The organism is Pseudomonas sp. R5-89-07, assembly GCF_003851685.1.
In the GTDB taxonomy this organism is placed as follows: domain Bacteria; phylum Pseudomonadota; class Gammaproteobacteria; order Pseudomonadales; family Pseudomonadaceae; genus Aquipseudomonas.
This window is the reverse complement of the sequence record NZ_CP027727.1, coordinates 4,417,425-4,433,278: the sequence shown is the minus strand read 5'-3', so window position 1 is coordinate 4,433,278 and position 15,854 is coordinate 4,417,425. Positions and strand designations below refer to the sequence as shown.

General features: G+C 61.2%; 14 protein-coding genes. 7 read left to right on the top strand and 7 right to left on the bottom strand.

Annotation, left to right across the window (positions count from 1 at the left end; genetic code table 11):
• Positions 1-177: 177 nt before the first annotated feature.
• Complete coding sequence (locus tag C4J94_RS20160; RefSeq protein WP_124387754.1) at positions 178-918, bottom strand: phosphoadenylyl-sulfate reductase; 741 nt, start codon at positions 916-918, stop codon at positions 178-180.
• Positions 919-1,068: 150 nt separating this feature from the next.
• On the opposite strand from C4J94_RS20160, the gene thrH reads away from it, so the two are divergent.
• Positions 1,069-1,686 (top strand): bifunctional phosphoserine phosphatase/homoserine phosphotransferase ThrH, encoded by a 618-nt coding sequence (gene thrH / locus C4J94_RS20155; protein ID WP_124387753.1) that lies wholly within the window; start codon positions 1,069-1,071, stop codon positions 1,684-1,686.
• Between the two features lie 126 nt (positions 1,687-1,812).
• On the opposite strand, the gene C4J94_RS20150 is transcribed toward thrH, so the two are convergent.
• From C4J94_RS20150 to C4J94_RS20125, 6 genes are all read right to left on the bottom strand, one after another.
• Positions 1,813-2,169, bottom strand: coding sequence for a type II toxin-antitoxin system HigA family antitoxin (locus tag C4J94_RS20150; protein ID WP_124389025.1), 357 nt, complete (start codon positions 2,167-2,169; stop codon positions 1,813-1,815).
• Positions 2,169-2,471 carry a type II toxin-antitoxin system HigB family toxin gene (locus tag C4J94_RS20145; RefSeq protein ID WP_124387752.1) on the bottom strand — a complete coding sequence of 101 codons (303 nt, stop codon included), beginning with the start codon at positions 2,469-2,471 and terminating at the stop codon, positions 2,169-2,171. The genes C4J94_RS20150 and C4J94_RS20145 overlap by 1 nt, the downstream gene beginning before the upstream one ends.
• Positions 2,472-2,685: 214 nt before the next feature.
• Complete coding sequence (pabB, locus tag C4J94_RS20140; RefSeq protein WP_124387751.1) at positions 2,686-4,029, bottom strand: aminodeoxychorismate synthase component I; 1,344 nt, start codon at positions 4,027-4,029, stop codon at positions 2,686-2,688.
• Positions 4,030-4,130: 101 nt separating this feature from the next.
• Positions 4,131-5,117, bottom strand: coding sequence for an alpha-L-glutamate ligase-like protein (locus tag C4J94_RS20135; RefSeq protein ID WP_124387750.1), 987 nt, complete (start codon positions 5,115-5,117; stop codon positions 4,131-4,133).
• On the bottom strand, positions 5,117-6,649 hold the full coding sequence (locus C4J94_RS20130; RefSeq protein WP_124387749.1) for an inactive transglutaminase family protein: 1,533 nt from the start codon (positions 6,647-6,649) through the stop codon (positions 5,117-5,119). The genes C4J94_RS20135 and C4J94_RS20130 overlap by 1 nt, the downstream gene beginning before the upstream one ends.
• Positions 6,650-6,654: 5 nt before the next feature.
• A complete protein-coding gene (locus C4J94_RS20125; RefSeq protein WP_124387748.1) occupies positions 6,655-7,191 on the bottom strand; it encodes an ATP-dependent zinc protease in 537 nt (178 codons plus the stop codon).
• A gap of 266 nt (positions 7,192-7,457) precedes the next feature.
• On the opposite strand from C4J94_RS20125, the gene C4J94_RS20120 reads away from it, so the two are divergent.
• The 6 genes from C4J94_RS20120 (at position 7,458) to prpD (ending at position 15,815) form a co-directional block, all read left to right on the top strand.
• Positions 7,458-8,156 (top strand): GntR family transcriptional regulator, encoded by a 699-nt coding sequence (locus C4J94_RS20120; protein WP_124387747.1) that lies wholly within the window; start codon positions 7,458-7,460, stop codon positions 8,154-8,156.
• 13 nt (positions 8,157-8,169) lie between these two features.
• Entirely contained in the window at positions 8,170-9,063 is an 894-nt protein-coding gene (gene prpB, locus C4J94_RS20115) for a methylisocitrate lyase (protein WP_124387746.1), read from the top strand.
• Between the two features lie 42 nt (positions 9,064-9,105).
• Positions 9,106-10,233, top strand: a complete 1,128-nt coding sequence (prpC, locus tag C4J94_RS20110; RefSeq protein WP_124387745.1) for a 2-methylcitrate synthase — start codon at positions 9,106-9,108, stop codon at positions 10,231-10,233.
• A gap of 189 nt (positions 10,234-10,422) precedes the next feature.
• Positions 10,423-13,017 (top strand): Fe/S-dependent 2-methylisocitrate dehydratase AcnD, encoded by a 2,595-nt coding sequence (acnD, locus tag C4J94_RS20105; protein ID WP_124387744.1) that lies wholly within the window; start codon positions 10,423-10,425, stop codon positions 13,015-13,017.
• Between the two features lie 10 nt (positions 13,018-13,027).
• Positions 13,028-14,218 carry a 2-methylaconitate cis-trans isomerase PrpF gene (gene prpF, locus C4J94_RS20100; RefSeq protein WP_124387743.1) on the top strand — a complete coding sequence of 397 codons (1,191 nt, stop codon included), beginning with the start codon at positions 13,028-13,030 and terminating at the stop codon, positions 14,216-14,218.
• A 112-nt stretch (positions 14,219-14,330) separates the two neighbouring features.
• The gene (prpD, locus tag C4J94_RS20095) at positions 14,331-15,815 is read left to right on the top strand and encodes a 2-methylcitrate dehydratase (RefSeq protein WP_124387742.1); all 1,485 of its coding nucleotides are present in this window, start codon (positions 14,331-14,333) and stop codon (positions 15,813-15,815) included.
• The last annotated feature ends 39 nt before the right edge of the window (positions 15,816-15,854 follow it).

Genomic DNA, 15,854 nt, shown 5'->3' with positions numbered 1-15,854 from the left:
TTGGTGCGGCTAGTACAGGATTGCACACATAAATGGCACCGATGGTTACAATTATGTGTACACGTTTATGGCCAACACAAAACAAATGTGGGAGGGGGCTTGCCCCCGATAGCGCCGGACCAGTCACCAGTACAGTGCCTGACACTCTGCCATCGAGGGTCCCACATGTTAATTGCGTCAGCCTTTTGTCTTGCTGATGATATTCCCGGCATGCAGCCCGCATTCCTTCTGCGTGGCTTCTTCCCACCACCAGCGGCCTTCACGCTCATGCTGGTTGGGCAAGACCGGGCGAGTGCAGGGCTCGCAGCCGATGCTGATAAAGCCGCGTTCATGCAGGCTGTTGTAGGGCAATTCCAGCATACGGATATAACCCCAGATCTCCTCGCTGGTCATCTGCGCCAGCGGGTTGAACTTGTACAAGGTACGTTCAGGGGTAGAAAACGCCGTATCGATTTCCAACGCGGCCACCTGGCTTCGGGTGCCCGGGCTCTGGTCGCGGCGCTGGCCGGTGGCCCAGGCGCGAACGTCGGCGAGTTTGCGGCGCAACGGTTCGATCTTGCGTATGCCGCAGCACTCGCCATGACCGTCCTTATAGAAGCTGAACAGGCCCTTTTCCTTGACGAAGGGTTCCAGCCTGCTCTGGTCCGGCGAGATCAGTTCGATGTCGATCTTGTAGAACTCACGCACCTGTTCGATAAACCGGTAGGTTTCCGGGTGCAGGCGCCCGGTGTCAAGGCTGAACACCTTGACGTTCTTGTTCAGCTTCCAGGCCATGTCCACCAGCACCACATCCTCGGCGCCGCTGAAGGAAATCCACAGGTCATCGCCGAACTGGCTGAACGCCAGCTTGAGAATGTCCTGGGCGGACTTGTTGGCATAGGTCGTGGCGAGTTCAACGACGTCGAAGGCTTGGTTCATCAGGACGGTTCCTACAGGTCAGTGGCGCTGAGCGCTCTATAGGGGGCGATGGTATCAAAATCCACCCTGCGTTGCGGCGGCGTGCTTGAGTCGCTAGAGTTCGGCAGTCCTTTTGCTCGCTCAACTTGAATAATACGAACGGAGTGTCTTGTGGAAATTGCCTGTCTCGACCTGGAAGGGGTGCTGGTTCCGGAAATCTGGATCGCCTTCGCCGAAAAAACCGGTATTGAATCCCTGCGCGCGACCACCCGTGACATTCCCGATTACGACGTGCTGATGAAGCAGCGCCTGCGCATTCTTGACGAGCACGGGCTCAAGCTCGGTGATATCCAGGAAGTGATTGCCAGCCTCAAGCCCCTGGACGGCGCCATTGAGTTCGTCAACTGGCTGCGCGAGCGCTTCCAGGTGGTGATCCTTTCTGACACTTTCTACGAGTTTTCCCAGCCGCTGATGCGCCAACTGGGCTTTCCGACTTTGCTCTGCCACCGCCTGATCACCGATGAAAACGACCGGGTGGTCAGCTACCAGTTGCGCCAGAAAGATCCCAAGCGCCAGTCGGTGTTGGCGTTCAAGACGCTCTATTACCGAGTGATTGCGGCGGGTGATTCCTATAACGACACCACCATGCTGGGTGAGGCGGACCAGGGGATTCTGTTCCATGCCCCGGAGAATGTGATTCGCGAGTTCCCGCAGTTTCCGGCAGTGCATACGTTTGAGGATTTGAAGAAGGCGTTCATCAAGGCGTCGAACCGGCCGTTGAGCCTTTAAATAATGCGGTGAGGCGGGTGGCCTCTTCGCGGGCAAGCCCGCTCCCACATTCGACCGCGTTCCCACGGGATAAACGCGGGCAAATGTGGGAGCGAGCTTGCTCGCGATGGGCCCACCCAGCGCCGCCTAAATGCCTGCCAGCAACCGCTCATAAGGAATGCACAAACCCTCGTGCAGGCGTTTGATCATGGCCAGGCTCAGCTTGCGCTTGCCGTTCAAAACTTCCGAAACCCGCCCGCTGGGGCCGATAAACGGTTCAAGATCGCGGGCAGTCAAGCCCATTTGTTCCATACGAAATCGGATCGCCTCCACCGGGTCCGAAGGCGGCATCGGGAAATGTTCCGCCTCGTACTTCTCGATAAGAACAGCGAGGATTTCCAGCTCGTCACCTTCGGGGCTGCCGATGGCGGCTCCCCATAGCTGCTCAACGCGGGCGAGCGCAGCGGCCAGATCTTCCTGAGAGTGAATAGGTTTGATGTGCATCACACGGTCTCCGCATTGATTGGGTCGTACTGCGCGTGGGTGCCGACGAAGCGTACGAACCCGAGCTGGCGCTCATAATCGATCGACATGATCACCCGGTACTTGTTGCCACCCACGTTGAATACAACCCGGCCGCCTTTTAGGATGCTTGCAGTCCGCAGCTCTGCCTTGAGCGCCTGTGGCGTCGGATAAGTGGTTTTCTCCAGATGGCGATATAACTCGACCAAGGGCGTTTTTGCATCGGCAAAAGCCGGGTGGCTTTCCCAGAATATTCGTAAGGTTGAGAGCGCAATGATTCGCATCGTCACGACCTCCCGTTTTGGGAGATGTTAGGCCTGAGTGAGCGGAGATGCAATCTCTGAAACAAATCCTGACGGTTGAGCAATCGCATATGTGATCCTTCACAGATGGCCGGTGGCGGCGGAAGTCGGACGCTATCGTCCAGCTAACCGCCGGTCCACCACCGTTCTGATTCAGGATTTTTCGGGTCGGGGTTGCGGCAGGAATGGCTTGGGATCAGAGGCTTTCCAAGGTATGTAATAGCACCCGCACTTTGGTCAGCGACTCCTGGTATTCCGCCTCCCACTGCGAGTCCGCCACAATCCCGCCGCCGCCCCAGCAGCAGACCTGCGCGTCCTTGACCAGCAGGCTGCGGATGGCGATGGAGCTGTCCATTTCGCCGCGCACGTCCAGGTACATCAGCGAGCCGCAGTACAAGCCGCGTCGGGTCGGCTCCAGTTCGTCGATGATCTGCATGGCGCGGATTTTCGGCGCACCGGTGATGGAGCCGCCGGGAAAGCTGCCGGCAATGAGGTCGAGAGCGTCTTTGTCGTCGGCCAATGTGCCAGTCACGCTGCTCACCAGGTGGTGCACGTTGGGGTAGCTTTCCAGGCTGAACAACTCCGGGACGTTTACCGAGCCGATACGGCAACTGCGGCCGAGGTCGTTGCGCAGCAGGTCGACGATCATCAGGTTTTCGGCGCGATCCTTTGCGCTGGCCAGCAGTTCGGCGGCGTTGGCGGCATCTTCTTCAGGCGTCAGGCCACGTGGGCGGGTGCCTTTGATGGGGCGGGTTTCGACGCGACGCTGGCTGACATGCACGAAACGCTCGGGTGACAGGCTCAGCACCGCGCCACCTTCCGGCAGGCTCTGGAACCCGGAAAAAGGCGTCGGGCAGGCCTTGCGCAGCGCGCAATAAGCGGCCCACGGATCACCGATGCAGGGCGCACGAAAGCGCTGGGCGAAATTGACCTGGTAACAGTCGCCCGCCTGGATATAGTCCTGAATACGCACGATGGCCTGTTGATAGGCCTCGGCGGTCAGGTCCGGTGCCATGGGACCCTGCAACTTGAACGCCACGGGTGTGTCGACAACGAAGGCGCTGAACAGGCTGATCAGGCGTTGCCGTTCGCTGTCTGCAAGACTGGGGTGGAACACCAGTTGGCTGGACTGCGCAGGGTGATCGCTGATCAGCGCCCAGGCATACAGCCCGAAGCGCGCGTCCGGCAGGTGCAAGTCGTCTACCGCCAGGTGCGGCATCTGTTCCAGGTGTCGGCCAAAATCGTAACTCAGATAGCCGATCAAGCCGCCGGCAAATGGCAGCTCCACGCCGGCGGGCAATGCCGCTTCGCCCAGGTGTGTCAGGCTTTTGCGCAAGCGTTGCAGGAAATCGCCGCCGCTCTCGTCAGGCTCAACCGCCAAGGTCGCCTCAGGCCAGGCGCTGAGCAGGTCATAACGGCCACGCTCGGCAGCCGGACGGCCGCTGTCGAGCAGCACTGCGCCAGGGGCATGGCGAATCGCCGCAAAATACTCGGCGGGGTTGGCCCGATAGGGCAACGGGTAAACGGAACAGGTCGACATGCGGGGGTGGATCAGCCAGTGGCGCTAAGGGAGGGGATTGTAGTCCCCCGTAGGATTTGCTCCTAGAGGGGATGTCGGGGATAGACCGTTTGAAGGCTGGGTCAGCCTTCCACGGGCGGTATATGGCCAAACATCTCTTGCACAAACTTCACCCGCTCCTCCGGGGTTTCACTCACGCCAGCGGCTTTCAGCTCTTCCAGTCGCGCTTCCACCGCATGGGTGCGCAGGGTCAGGCCGCAGTCGTTGGCGATCTGGATATTCAGCCCCGGCCGCGCATTCAGCTCCAGGATCAGCGGGCCTTTTTCCTGGTCCAGCACCATGTCCACACCGATATAGCCCAGGCCGCACAGCTCGTAGCAGCCGGCCGCCAGTTTCATGAAACCGTCCCAGTTGGGCAGTTGTACGCCATCCACCGCATTGGTGGTGTCGGGGTGCTTGGTGATGATGTTGTTCAGCCAGGTGCCACGCAGGGTCAGGCCGGTGGCGAGGTCTACGCCCACGCCAATCGCGCCCTGGTGCAGGTTGGCCTTGCCGCCGGACTGGCGGGTTGGCAGGCGCAGCATTGCCATCACCGGGTAGCCCATCAGCACGATGATGCGGATATCCGGCACGCCTTCGTAGCTGATGCTCTTGAAGATCTGGTCGGGTACCACGCGGTATTCGATCAGGGCGCGGTCGCGGTGGCCGCCCAGTGAATACAGGCCAGTCAGAATGCTGGAAATCTGGTGCTCGATTTCTTCATGGCTGATGATCTTGCCGGACACCGTGCGATAGCGCCCCTCAAAGCGATCCGCAACCACCAGGATTCCGTCTCCGCCAGCGCCCTGGGCGGGCTTGATCACGAAGTCGCTGCGCCCGCCGATGATCTCGTCGAGCTTGTCGATTTCCTTCTCGGTGGAGATCACGCCATACATTTGCGGCACATGGATACCGGCCGCCATGGCCCGCTCCTTGGTGATGATCTTGTCATCCACGATCGGGTACAGGCTGCGCTTGTTGTACTTGAGCACGTAGTCGGCGTTACGCCGGTTGATGCCCATGATTCCCCGCGCTTCCAGGGCCTTCCAGGTTTTCCAGAAGCCGAACATTACGAGTCAGCCTTCAAGAACGCCTTGAAACGTACCAGCTCGGTCAGGCGGTAGCCGCGATAGCGCCCCATGGCCAGCATGAAACCCACCAGGATCAGCAGGATCGCCGGGAAGGTGAACACGAAGTAGATCAGCTCCGGCACGCTCATGATGATGTGCGCCAGGGAGGCCGCGAACAGCGTGCCGATTGCCACTTTCAGCGCATGGTTGGCGCCGCGCTCTTCCCAGGTGATCGACAGGCGTTCGATGGTCATGGTCAGGATCACCATCGGGAACAGTGCCACCGACAAGCCGCGCTCCAGGCCCAGCTTGTGGCTGAACAGGCTGATGGCGGCAATCAGCACCACCACGAAGGTCAACACCACCGACAGCCTCGGCAGCATCTGCAGCTTCAGGTGTTCCAGGTAGGACCTGAGCGACAGCCCCAGCGCCGTGATAATGGTGAACAGCACAATCCCGAAGCCCAGCTGCGTCTCGCGGAACGCCAGGGCAATCAGCACGGGGGTAAAGGTGCCGAGGGTCTGCAGGCCGATCAGGTTGCGCAGGATCAGGATCACCAGCACGCCAATCGGGATCATCACCATGATCATGAACGTCTGCTGGGTTTGCAGCGGCAGGCCGTACAGCGAGTATTCGAGGAAGTTGGCGTCGGTGTTTTCGTCGGTCAGCTTGGCCAGGCGGATGGCATTCATCTCGCTGTTGTTCAGGCTGAAGGTGACCATGGCTTTCTTGCCGCCATCGACCGTGATCAGGTTTTCATCGCCGGTCCACCACAGCAGGCGGTCGGCGGGCAGGCCTTGTTCACCGGTTTCCGGGTTGAAGTACAGCCAGTCGTTACCGTTGAAGCTGCGCAACCACAGTTCCGGGGATTGCGGCTGGTCGGCGACGAGGCGGATGGTATGGACTTTTTCCACCGGAACGTGGGCGATGGACAGCAGCAACTCAACGATCTTGGCCTTGTGCGACGTCGACGCGTCGCCCGCCAGCAGCAGTTTTACGTTGTCATCGTTGAGGTTGTTGGTGCGCTTGATGGCTTCGGTGATGAAAGTCTCGACGTCCGCCGAGTGCTGGCGAATCGGCGCGAGCAAGGCTTCGGCGGCGATTTTTTCCGGGCCTTCCACGGCGATGCTGTCGCGGAAGGTCGGGCCCTTGATCTTGACCTTTTCACCGCTGTAGCGCTTGGTCAGTACCAGGCGGTAATACAGGGTCTGGTTGCCCTTGGCGCGGCGCGCCGACCAGGTGACCTTGCGGTTGCCGTCCGCACGGTTGACGCTCACCCCGTAGTTGTTTGAAATAAAACTCTCATTGAGGCTCACGAAGTCGCGGCTCAGCGGCGGCACGAACATCGAAATCTTTACCGGGTCCTTGGGGTTGGCGACGAACTCGACCTTCGCGTCGATGTTCCACAAGTCGTCGGTGGCGTCCTCGGTAACAGGGATACCCAGCACGAAGATCTGGTAGGCGGTGACCGAAATACCCAGCACCACCAAAATGGTGATCAGGATTTTCAGGTGCAGGGTCAGAGAGCGCATTCGGTTTACTCGGCGGTATGAGCGTCGGCGGCGCAGGCAGGTTTGCCTGCTGCATATTTAAGGCTGGGGTCGATCAGCGCATCAAAGCGCTTCAGCGCTTCGGAGCCGATCAGCAGCGGGTATTGGAAGGTGCTGCGGTCAGTCAAGTTCACTTCGATGCTGCGTAAAGCGCTGCCCATGCAGATATCCAGGGCAATCACCGGACGAGCGGTGTACTGCTTGTCCTCCTCCGGGTCGTAATCACCGGCGCGGCGCTTGATCTTGCTGACGCGGGCCAGGGGACGTTCGATGGGGTGGGAGTGGGCGGCATCGATGGCCAGGTAGAAGCGTACCCAGGATTCGCCGTTGCGCTTGAAGCGTTTGATATCGCGCGCACTCAGCGAGGCGGTCTTGGCGCCCGTATCGAGTTTGGCCGCGACTTCGAGGTCGATGCCCGCCAGCTTGGCGTATTCATTCAGGCCATACACCGTCTTCTCGGCGGCAACGCCAAGGCTCGGTATGGACAGCAGGCAAAACAATAGGGGGAAGGGCTTGAGTCTCATAATTCCTGAGGCGATGCAGTGCGAAATTCAAGGCGACTGGCATTACTGCGCAAGCTCCCTCGTGCGCCATTTCATCTCGCGATGTCAGGCAAATGCGGCGGGCATTCTAACATGATGCTTTTTTGGCGCCAGCGCTGGCAGGCGGCCATGCTCAGTGGCGCATAACGGAGGTTATTAGACGATTGTCGACAATATTGATTTATTCTTTGACTAAGTGGTGAGGATTGGCTAGTTTTTGCCGCATTGCTTTCAAAGGTGTCGACAATATGTTGGATCAATCGGAAGCTCCGCCGGCGCTGTCGGAAGAATCCCAAACGATGTCGGAAAACGTCTTCCGACGAATCCAGGCCGCCATCGTCAAGGGTGAGATCGCCCCCGGCACCAAGATCTCCGAACCGGAGTTGGCGCGTACCTACGGCATCAGCCGTGGCCCGCTGCGAGAGGCGATTCACCGCCTCGAAGGCCAACGCCTGCTGGTGCGCGTGCCCCATGTCGGCGCACGGGTGGTGTCGTTGAGTCACGCCGAGCTGATCGAGCTGTATGAAATTCGCGAATCACTGGAAGGCATGGCGTGCCGGCTGGCCGCCGAGCGCATGACCGACGCGGAAATCGAAGAATTGCGCCAGGTCCTGCACACCCACGAACGGGATGCCGCGTTCCAGGCCGGTGTCGGCTATTACCAGCAGGAGGGTGACTTCGACTTCCATTACCGGATCATCCAGGGTGCCGGTAACCGCACCCTGACCCAGATGCTGTGCGGCGAGCTGTACCAATTGGTGCGCATGTACCGCATCCAGTTCTCCGCCACGCCCAATCGTCCACGCCAGGCCTTTGCCGAGCATCATCGCATTCTGGACGCGATTGCCGACCGCGATGGTGAACTGGCCGAACTGTTGATGCGCCGCCATATCGGCGCTTCCAAACGCAACATCGCCCGTCACTTCCCGGACGGCGCTCCCCAATAAATAGAGGTGAGTCATGAGTTCCACGAACAACAGCACCCCAGGCCAGCGTTTCCGTGACGCGGTCGCCAGTGAACAGCCGTTGCAGGTCGTCGGCGCCATCAACGCCAACCATGCTTTGCTGGCCAAGCGCGCCGGCTTCAAAGCGATCTATCTGTCCGGCGGCGGCGTGGCCGCGGGCTCCCTGGGCGTTCCGGACCTGGGTATCACCGGCCTGGATGACGTGCTGACCGATGTTCGCCGCATCACGGATGTGTGCGACCTGCCGCTGCTGGTGGACGTGGACACCGGTTTTGGCTCCTCGGCGTTCAACGTGGCGCGCACCGTCAAGTCGATGATCAAGTTTGGCGCGGCGGCCATCCACATCGAAGACCAGGTCGGCGCCAAGCGCTGCGGCCATCGTCCCAACAAAGAAATCGTGTCCCAGCAGGAAATGGTCGACCGCATCAAGGCTGCCGTCGATGCGCGCACCGATGACAGCTTCGTGATCATGGCGCGCACCGATGCCCTGGCCGTGGAAGGTCTGGAGTCCGCCCTGGAGCGTGCCGCCGCGTGCATCGACGCTGGCGCCGACATGGTGTTCCCGGAAGCAATCACTGAACTTGAGATGTACAAGCTGTTCGCCTCGCGGGTGAAAGCGCCGATCCTGGCCAATATCACTGAATTCGGCGCGACTCCGCTGTACACCACCGAACAGTTGAAATCTGCCGATGTTTCCATCGTGCTGTACCCACTCTCGGCCTTCCGCGCCATGAACAAGGCCGCCGAGAACGTTTACACCGCGATCCGTCGCGACGGTACGCAACAGAACGTGATCGACACCATGCAAACCCGCATGGAGCTTTACGATCGCATCGACTACCACACCTTCGAGCAGAAGCTCGACGCGCTGTTTGCCGCCAAAAAGTGACAAACGCGCCTCCTTGAATAACTACAAAATTGGAGAAGAACCATGGCTGAAGCAAAAGTATTGAGTGGTGCCGGCCTGCGTGGCCAGGTGGCCGGGCAGACCGCACTGTCGACCGTGGGCCAGGCCGGTGCCGGCTTGACCTACCGCGGCTACGACGTACGTGAACTGGCCGCCGATGCGCAATTTGAAGAAGTCGCTTACCTGCTGCTGTACGGCGAACTGCCTACCCAGGCCGAACTGGCTGCCTACAGCGCCAGGCTGAGCAAGCTGCGCGACTTGCCGCAAGCCTTGAAAGAAGTGCTCGAACGCATCCCCGCCGACGCCCACCCGATGGACGTGATGCGCACCGGTTGCTCGTTCCTGGGCAATATCGAGCCGGAAAAAGACTTCAGCGTGCAGCGTGACGTCACCGACCGCCTGCTCGCCGCCTTCCCGGCGATCATGTGCTACTGGTACCGCTTCAGCCACGATGGTAAACGCATCGATTGCGTCACCGACGAGCCAAGCATCGGCGGGCACTTCCTGCACTTGCTGCACGGCAAGAAGCCGAGCGACCTGCACGTCAAAGTGATGAACGTGTCGCTGATTCTCTACGCCGAGCACGAATTCAACGCCTCGACCTTTACCGCACGGGTTTGTGCTTCGACCCTGTCCGACCTGTACTCCTGCGTCACTGCCGCCATCGGCTCCCTGCGCGGGCCGCTGCACGGCGGCGCGAATGAGGCGGCGATGGAGATGATCCAGCGTTTCGGTTCGGCCGAAGAAGCCGTCGAAGGCACCCTCGGCATGCTGGCGCGCAAGGACAAGATCATGGGCTTCGGCCACGCGATCTACAAAGACAGTGACCCACGCAATGAGGTGATCAAGGGCTGGTCGAAACAACTCGCCGACGAAGTGGGCGACACCGTGTTGTTTGCGGTCTCCGAAGCCATCGACAAGACCATGTGGGAGCAGAAGAAATTGTTCCCCAACGCCGACTTCTACCATGCCTCGGCGTACCACTTCATGGGCATCCCAACCAAACTGTTCACGCCGATCTTCGTCTGTTCGCGGCTCACCGGCTGGGCGGCGCACGTGTTCGAGCAGCGCGCCAATAACCGCATCATCCGTCCAAGTGCCGAGTACATCGGCGTAGAGCAGCGCAAGTTCGTGCCAATCGAACGTCGCTGAAGACCGACGATCCCGAAGTGACAATCGAATCAAATGTGGGAGGGGGCTTGCCCCCGATGGCAGTCTGTCAGTCGATACAGCAGGTACTGAACCACCGCTATCGGGGGCAAGCCCCCTCCCACATTTGGACTGCATTTCACACCTGGATCAGTCGGCTCCTTTTGTAACCACCGTGACCGAGTCCTGACGATGAACACTGAATTTCGCAAACCGCTCCCCGGCAGCCGCCTGGATTACTTCGACGCCCGTGCGGCTGTCGAGGCGATCACCCCCGGCGCCTACGCCACCTTGCCGTATACCTCCCGCGTACTGGCGGAGAACCTGGTGCGTCGCTGCGACCCGGCCACCCTCAACGCATCCCTGAGCCAACTGATCGAACGCAAGCGTGACCTCGATTTCCCCTGGTTCCCGGCCCGGGTGGTATGCCATGACATTCTTGGCCAGACCGCGCTGGTGGACCTCGCCGGCCTGCGCGATGCCATCGCCCTGCAAGGCGGTGACCCGGCGCAGGTCAACCCGGTGGTGCCGACCCAGTTGATCGTCGACCACTCCCTGGCCGTCGAAGCCGGTGGTGCCGACCCGCAGGCATTCGAAAAGAACCGCGCCATCGAAGACCGCCGCAACGAAGATCGCTTTCACTTTATCGAATGGACCAAGAAGGCCTTCAAGAACGTCGACGTGATCCCGCCCGGCAACGGCATCATGCACCAGATAAACCTTGAGAAAATGTCGCCGGTGATCCAGGTGCGCGACGGTGTGGCCTTCCCGGATACCTGCGTCGGCACCGACAGCCACACCCCCCATGTGGATGCCCTGGGCGTGATCGCCATCGGCGTCGGCGGCCTTGAAGCCGAGAGCGTGATGCTCGGCCGTGCCTCATGGATGCGCCTGCCCGAAAGCGTCGGCGTGGAGCTGACCGGCAAGCTGCAGCCCGGTATCACCGCCACCGATATGGTGCTGGCGCTGACCGAGTTCCTGCGCCAGCAGAAAGTCGTCGGCGCCTGGCTGGAGTTCTTCGGCGAAGGGGCTTCGGCACTGACCCTGGGCGACCGAGCCACCATCTCTAACATGGCCCCGGAATACGGCGCCACCGCGGCGATGTTCTACATTGACCAGCAGACAATCGCCTACCTGAAACTCACCGGTCGCGAAGAGGAACAAGTCGCCCTGGTGGAGCAATACGCACGCCACACCGGCCTGTGGGCGGATGACCTTAAAGGCGCGCAATACGAGCGCGGCCTCACCTTCGACCTGTCCAGCGTGGTGCGCAACATGGCGGGCCCGAGCAACCCTCACGCCCGCGTCGCCACCCGTGACCTGGCGGCAAAAGGCATCAGTGGCCAGTGGGACGACGTACCGGGGCAAATGCCCGACGGCGCCGTGATCATCGCCGCCATCACCAGTTGCACCAACACCAGCAACCCGCGCAACGTGATCGCCGCAGGCCTGCTGGCGCGCAACGCCAACCGACTCGGGCTGACGCGCAAGCCGTGGGTCAAGTCATCCCTGGCGCCGGGTTCGAAAACCGTGGCCATGTACCTGGAAGAAGCGGGCCTGGGCCATGAGCTGGAAGCACTCGGTTTCGGCGTGGTGGCCTTCGCCTGCACCACCTGCAATGGCATGTCCGGCGCGCTCGACCCGGTGATCCAGCAGGAAATCATCGACCGCGACCTTTACGCGACCGCCGTGCTGTCGGGCAACCGCAACTTCGATGGGCGTATTCATCCGTACGCCAAGCAGGCCTTCCTCGCTTCGCCGCCGCTGGTGGTGGCCTATGCGATCGCCGGCACCATTCGTTTCGATATCGAGAAAGACGTGCTCGGGCTCGATGCCGACGGCAAGGAAATTCGCCTGCAGGACATCTGGCCAAGCGACGAAGAGATCGATGCGGTGGTCAAGGCCGCGGTCAAGCCTGAGCAGTTCCGCGCCGTGTACATTCCGATGTTCGCGATTCACGAAGACACCGGGCCCAAAGTCACCCCGCTGTATGACTGGCGCCCGCAAAGCACCTACATTCGCCGCCCGCCGTATTGGGAAGGCGCACTGGCCGGTGCACGTCCGCTCAAGGGCATGCGTCCGCTCGCCGTGCTGCCGGACAACATCACCACCGACCACCTGTCGCCGTCCAACGCCATCATGCTCGACAGCGCCGCTGGCGAGTACCTGGCGAAAATGGGCTTGCCGGAAGTCGATTTCAACTCCTACGCGACTCACCGGGGCGACCATCTGACCGCGCAGCGCGCAACCTTCGCCAACCCGAAGCTGTTCAATGAAATGGTGCAGGAGAACGGCAAGGTCAAGCAGGGCTCGCTGGCGCGTATCGAGCCGGAAGGCAAGGTCACGCGCATGTGGGAAGCCATCGAAACCTATATGGAACGCAAGCAGCCGCTGATCATCATCGCCGGCGCCGATTACGGCCAAGGTTCGTCCCGCGACTGGGCGGCCAAGGGTGTGCGACTGGCCGGTGTGGAAGCGATTGCCGCCGAAGGCTTCGAGCGTATCCACCGCACCAATTTGGTCGGTATGGGCGTGCTGCCGCTGGAGTTCCTGCCGGGCACCGACCGTCACACGCTCAAGATCGACGGCAGCGAAACCTACGACGTGGTCGGCGAACGCACGCCACGCGCGCAATTGACCCTGGTGATCAACCGCAAGAATGGCGAGCGTGTCGAAGTGCCGGTGACCTGCCGCCTGGACACCGCTGAAGAAGTGTCGATCTACGAGGCGGGCGGCGTGTTGCAACGTTTTGCCCAGGACTTCCTGGAATCGGCGGCGACTGCCTGAGAGGACAACCATGGCACCTGTAGCGCAAATCAAGATCCCCGCCACCTATATGCGTGGCGGCACCAGCAAGGGGGTGTTCTTCAGCCTCCGGGACCTGCCGCCGTCGGCGCAGGTGCCGGGCGCTGCCCGCGACGCCCTGCTGTTGCGGGTGATCGGCAGCCCCGATCCGTATGACAAGCAAATCGACGGCATGGGGGGTGCCACCTCCAGCACCAGCAAAACCGTGATCCTGGCCAAGAGCACGCGCGCCGACCACGACGTCGACTACCTGTTTGGGCAAGTCTCCATCGACAAACCCTTTGTCGACTGGAGCGGCAACTGCGGCAACCTCTCGGCGGCGGTCGGTTCGTTCGCCATCAGCGCCGGCCTGGTCGACGCAGGCCGCGTGCCCCACAACGGCGTGGCCGTGGTGCGCATATGGCAAGCCAATATCGGCAAGACCATCATCGCCCATGTGCCAATCACTGACGGCGCGGTGCAGGAAACCGGTGATTTCGAACTGGATGGCGTGACCTTTCCCGCCGCCGAAGTACAGCTGGAGTTCATCGACCCTGCGGCGGAAGAAGAGGGCGGCGGGGGTTCGATGTTCCCCACCGGCAACCTGATCGACGAGCTGGACGTGCCGGGTGTTGGCACCTTCAAGGCCACGCTGATCAATGCCGGTATCCCGACGATTTTCATCAATGCCGAGGACCTGGGCTACACCGGCACCGAACTGCAAGGCGCGATCAATAGCGACCCTAAGGCCCTGGCGATGTTCGAGACGGTGCGCGCCTATGGCGCGTTGCGCATGGGCCTGATCAAGCACCTGGACGAAGCCGCCCAACGCCAGCACACGCCGAAGGTGGCGTTCGTGGCCAAGCCTACGGACTACGTGGCGTCCAGCGGCAAGGCAATCAAGGCCGGCGATGTGGATTTGCTGGTACGGGCGTTGTCCATGGGCAAACTGCACCACGCAATGATGGGCACGGCGGCGGTGGCGATTGGCACGGCGGCGGCAATTTCCGGAACGCTGGTCAACCTGGCGGCAGGCGGTGTGGAGCGCAGTGCGGTGCGCTTCGGGCACCCGTCGGGCACCTTGCGCGTCGGCGCCGAGGCGACTCAAGTGAACGGTGAGTGGGTGGTGAAAAAAGCCATCATGAGCCGCAGTGCGCGGGTGTTGATGGAAGGCTTCGTACGCGTGCCCGGCGACGCCTTCTAAAACCCAACACTAATCCCTGTGGGAGGGGGCTCTTTCAAGGCAGGCATCCAAGACCTGCCTTCAATAACCGTAAGCCCGAGGACTGACCCCAACCTATCTCTGGAGAACTGCCATGAGCGCCAACGTCGACCAGAACAACCGCCCCGATTACGATCAGGTCTTGCAGGACATTGCCGATTACGTCCTCACCTACCGGATCGAATCCGAGGCCGCCCTGGACACCGCCCGCAACTGCCTGATGGACACCCTCGGGTGCGGCCTGCTGGCCTTGCGCTTTCCCGAGTGCACCAAGCACCTGGGGCCGCTTGTCGAAGGCACCGTGGTGCCGTTCGGGGCACGGGTGCCGGGCACCGCGTTGCGGTTGGATCCGGTCAAGGCTGCCTGGGACATCGGCTGCATCGTGCGCTGGCTCGACTACAACGACACCTGGCTCGCGGCTGAATGGGGTCATCCCTCGGACAATCTGGGTGGCATCCTCGCGGTGGCCGATCACCTGTCGCAAAAGCGCGTGGCCAATGGCGACGCACCGCTGACCGTACGTGCGGTGCTGGAAGCCATGATCATGGCCCACGAGATCCAGGGGGTGATCGCCCTGGAAAACGCCTTCAACCGCGTCGGCCTCGACCATGTGCTGCTGGTGAAAGTCGCCTCCACGGCGGTCACCGCCAAGCTGATGGGCGCCAACCGTGAGCAACTGCTCGCGGCGTTATCCCATGCGTTTGTCGATGGGCAGGCATTGCGCACTTACCGCCATGCGCCGAACGCCGGTTCGCGTAAATCCTGGGCGGCGGGCGATGCGTCGAGTCGCGGGGTGCGCCTGGCGGATATCGCGTTGCGCGGCGAGATGGGCATTCCCGGCGTGCTGAGCGCGCCACAGTGGGGCTTCTACGACGTGTTGTTCAGCCATACCAACAAAGACCTGGCGCTCAAGCCAGAAGAGCAACGCAGGTTCAGCCTGTCCCAGCCCTACGGCACCTACGTGATGGAAAACGTGCTGTTCAAGATCAGCTTCCCCGCCGAATTCCACGCGCAGACGGCCTGTGAAGCGGCGGTCATCTTGTACCCACTGGTCAAGCAACGCCTGCATGCCATCGAGCGCATCGTGATCACCACCCACGAGTCGGCGATTCGCATCATTTCCAAGGTGGGCCCATTGGCCAACGCCGCAGACCGTGACCATTGCCTGCAATACATGACCGCCGTGCCGTTGGCCTTCGGCGATCTGGTGGCCGAGCACTATGAAGACCAATTCCACGCGGCCCATCCGATCATCGACGAACTGCGCGAGAAAATGGTCATCGTTGAAGACCCGCGTTACAGCCGCGAATACCTGGAGGCCGACAAGCGCTCCATCGCCAATTCGGTGCAGGTGTTCTTCAGCGATGGCACCTGCACCGAGCAGGTCGCGGTGGAATATCCGATTGGCCATCGCCGTCGTCGGGAGGACGGAATCCCGCTGCTGGAAGACAAGTTCAAGGCCAACCTGGCGACACGCTTCCCCGCGCAGCGCAGCGCCGAGATTTTTGCGTTGTGCAAGGACCAGGCACGACTGGAAGCAACGCCCGTCAACCGATTCATGGACCTGTTCATGATCTGAAAAACACCACACAACCCAATGTGGGAGGGGCTTGCCCAC

Coding starts and splice junctions, on each gene's coding strand:
- C4J94_RS20135 (WP_124387750.1), bottom strand. CDS start 5,117: ATGTTCGGCTTCTGGAAAACCTGGAAGGCCCTGGAAGCGCGGGGAATC.
- prpC (WP_124387745.1), top strand. CDS start 9,106: ATGGCTGAAGCAAAAGTATTGAGTGGTGCCGGCCTGCGTGGCCAGGTG.
- prpF (WP_124387743.1), top strand. CDS start 13,028: ATGGCACCTGTAGCGCAAATCAAGATCCCCGCCACCTATATGCGTGGC.
- prpB (WP_124387746.1), top strand. CDS start 8,170: ATGAGTTCCACGAACAACAGCACCCCAGGCCAGCGTTTCCGTGACGCG.
- C4J94_RS20130 (WP_124387749.1), bottom strand. CDS start 6,649: ATGCGCTCTCTGACCCTGCACCTGAAAATCCTGATCACCATTTTGGTG.
- pabB (WP_124387751.1), bottom strand. CDS start 4,029: ATGTCGACCTGTTCCGTTTACCCGTTGCCCTATCGGGCCAACCCCGCC.
- acnD (WP_124387744.1), top strand. CDS start 10,423: ATGAACACTGAATTTCGCAAACCGCTCCCCGGCAGCCGCCTGGATTAC.
- C4J94_RS20125 (WP_124387748.1), bottom strand. CDS start 7,191: ATGAGACTCAAGCCCTTCCCCCTATTGTTTTGCCTGCTGTCCATACCG.
- C4J94_RS20150 (WP_124389025.1), bottom strand. CDS start 2,169: ATGCACATCAAACCTATTCACTCTCAGGAAGATCTGGCCGCTGCGCTC.
- C4J94_RS20120 (WP_124387747.1), top strand. CDS start 7,458: ATGTTGGATCAATCGGAAGCTCCGCCGGCGCTGTCGGAAGAATCCCAA.
- C4J94_RS20160 (WP_124387754.1), bottom strand. CDS start 918: ATGAACCAAGCCTTCGACGTCGTTGAACTCGCCACGACCTATGCCAAC.
- prpD (WP_124387742.1), top strand. CDS start 14,331: ATGAGCGCCAACGTCGACCAGAACAACCGCCCCGATTACGATCAGGTC.
- C4J94_RS20145 (WP_124387752.1), bottom strand. CDS start 2,471: ATGCGAATCATTGCGCTCTCAACCTTACGAATATTCTGGGAAAGCCAC.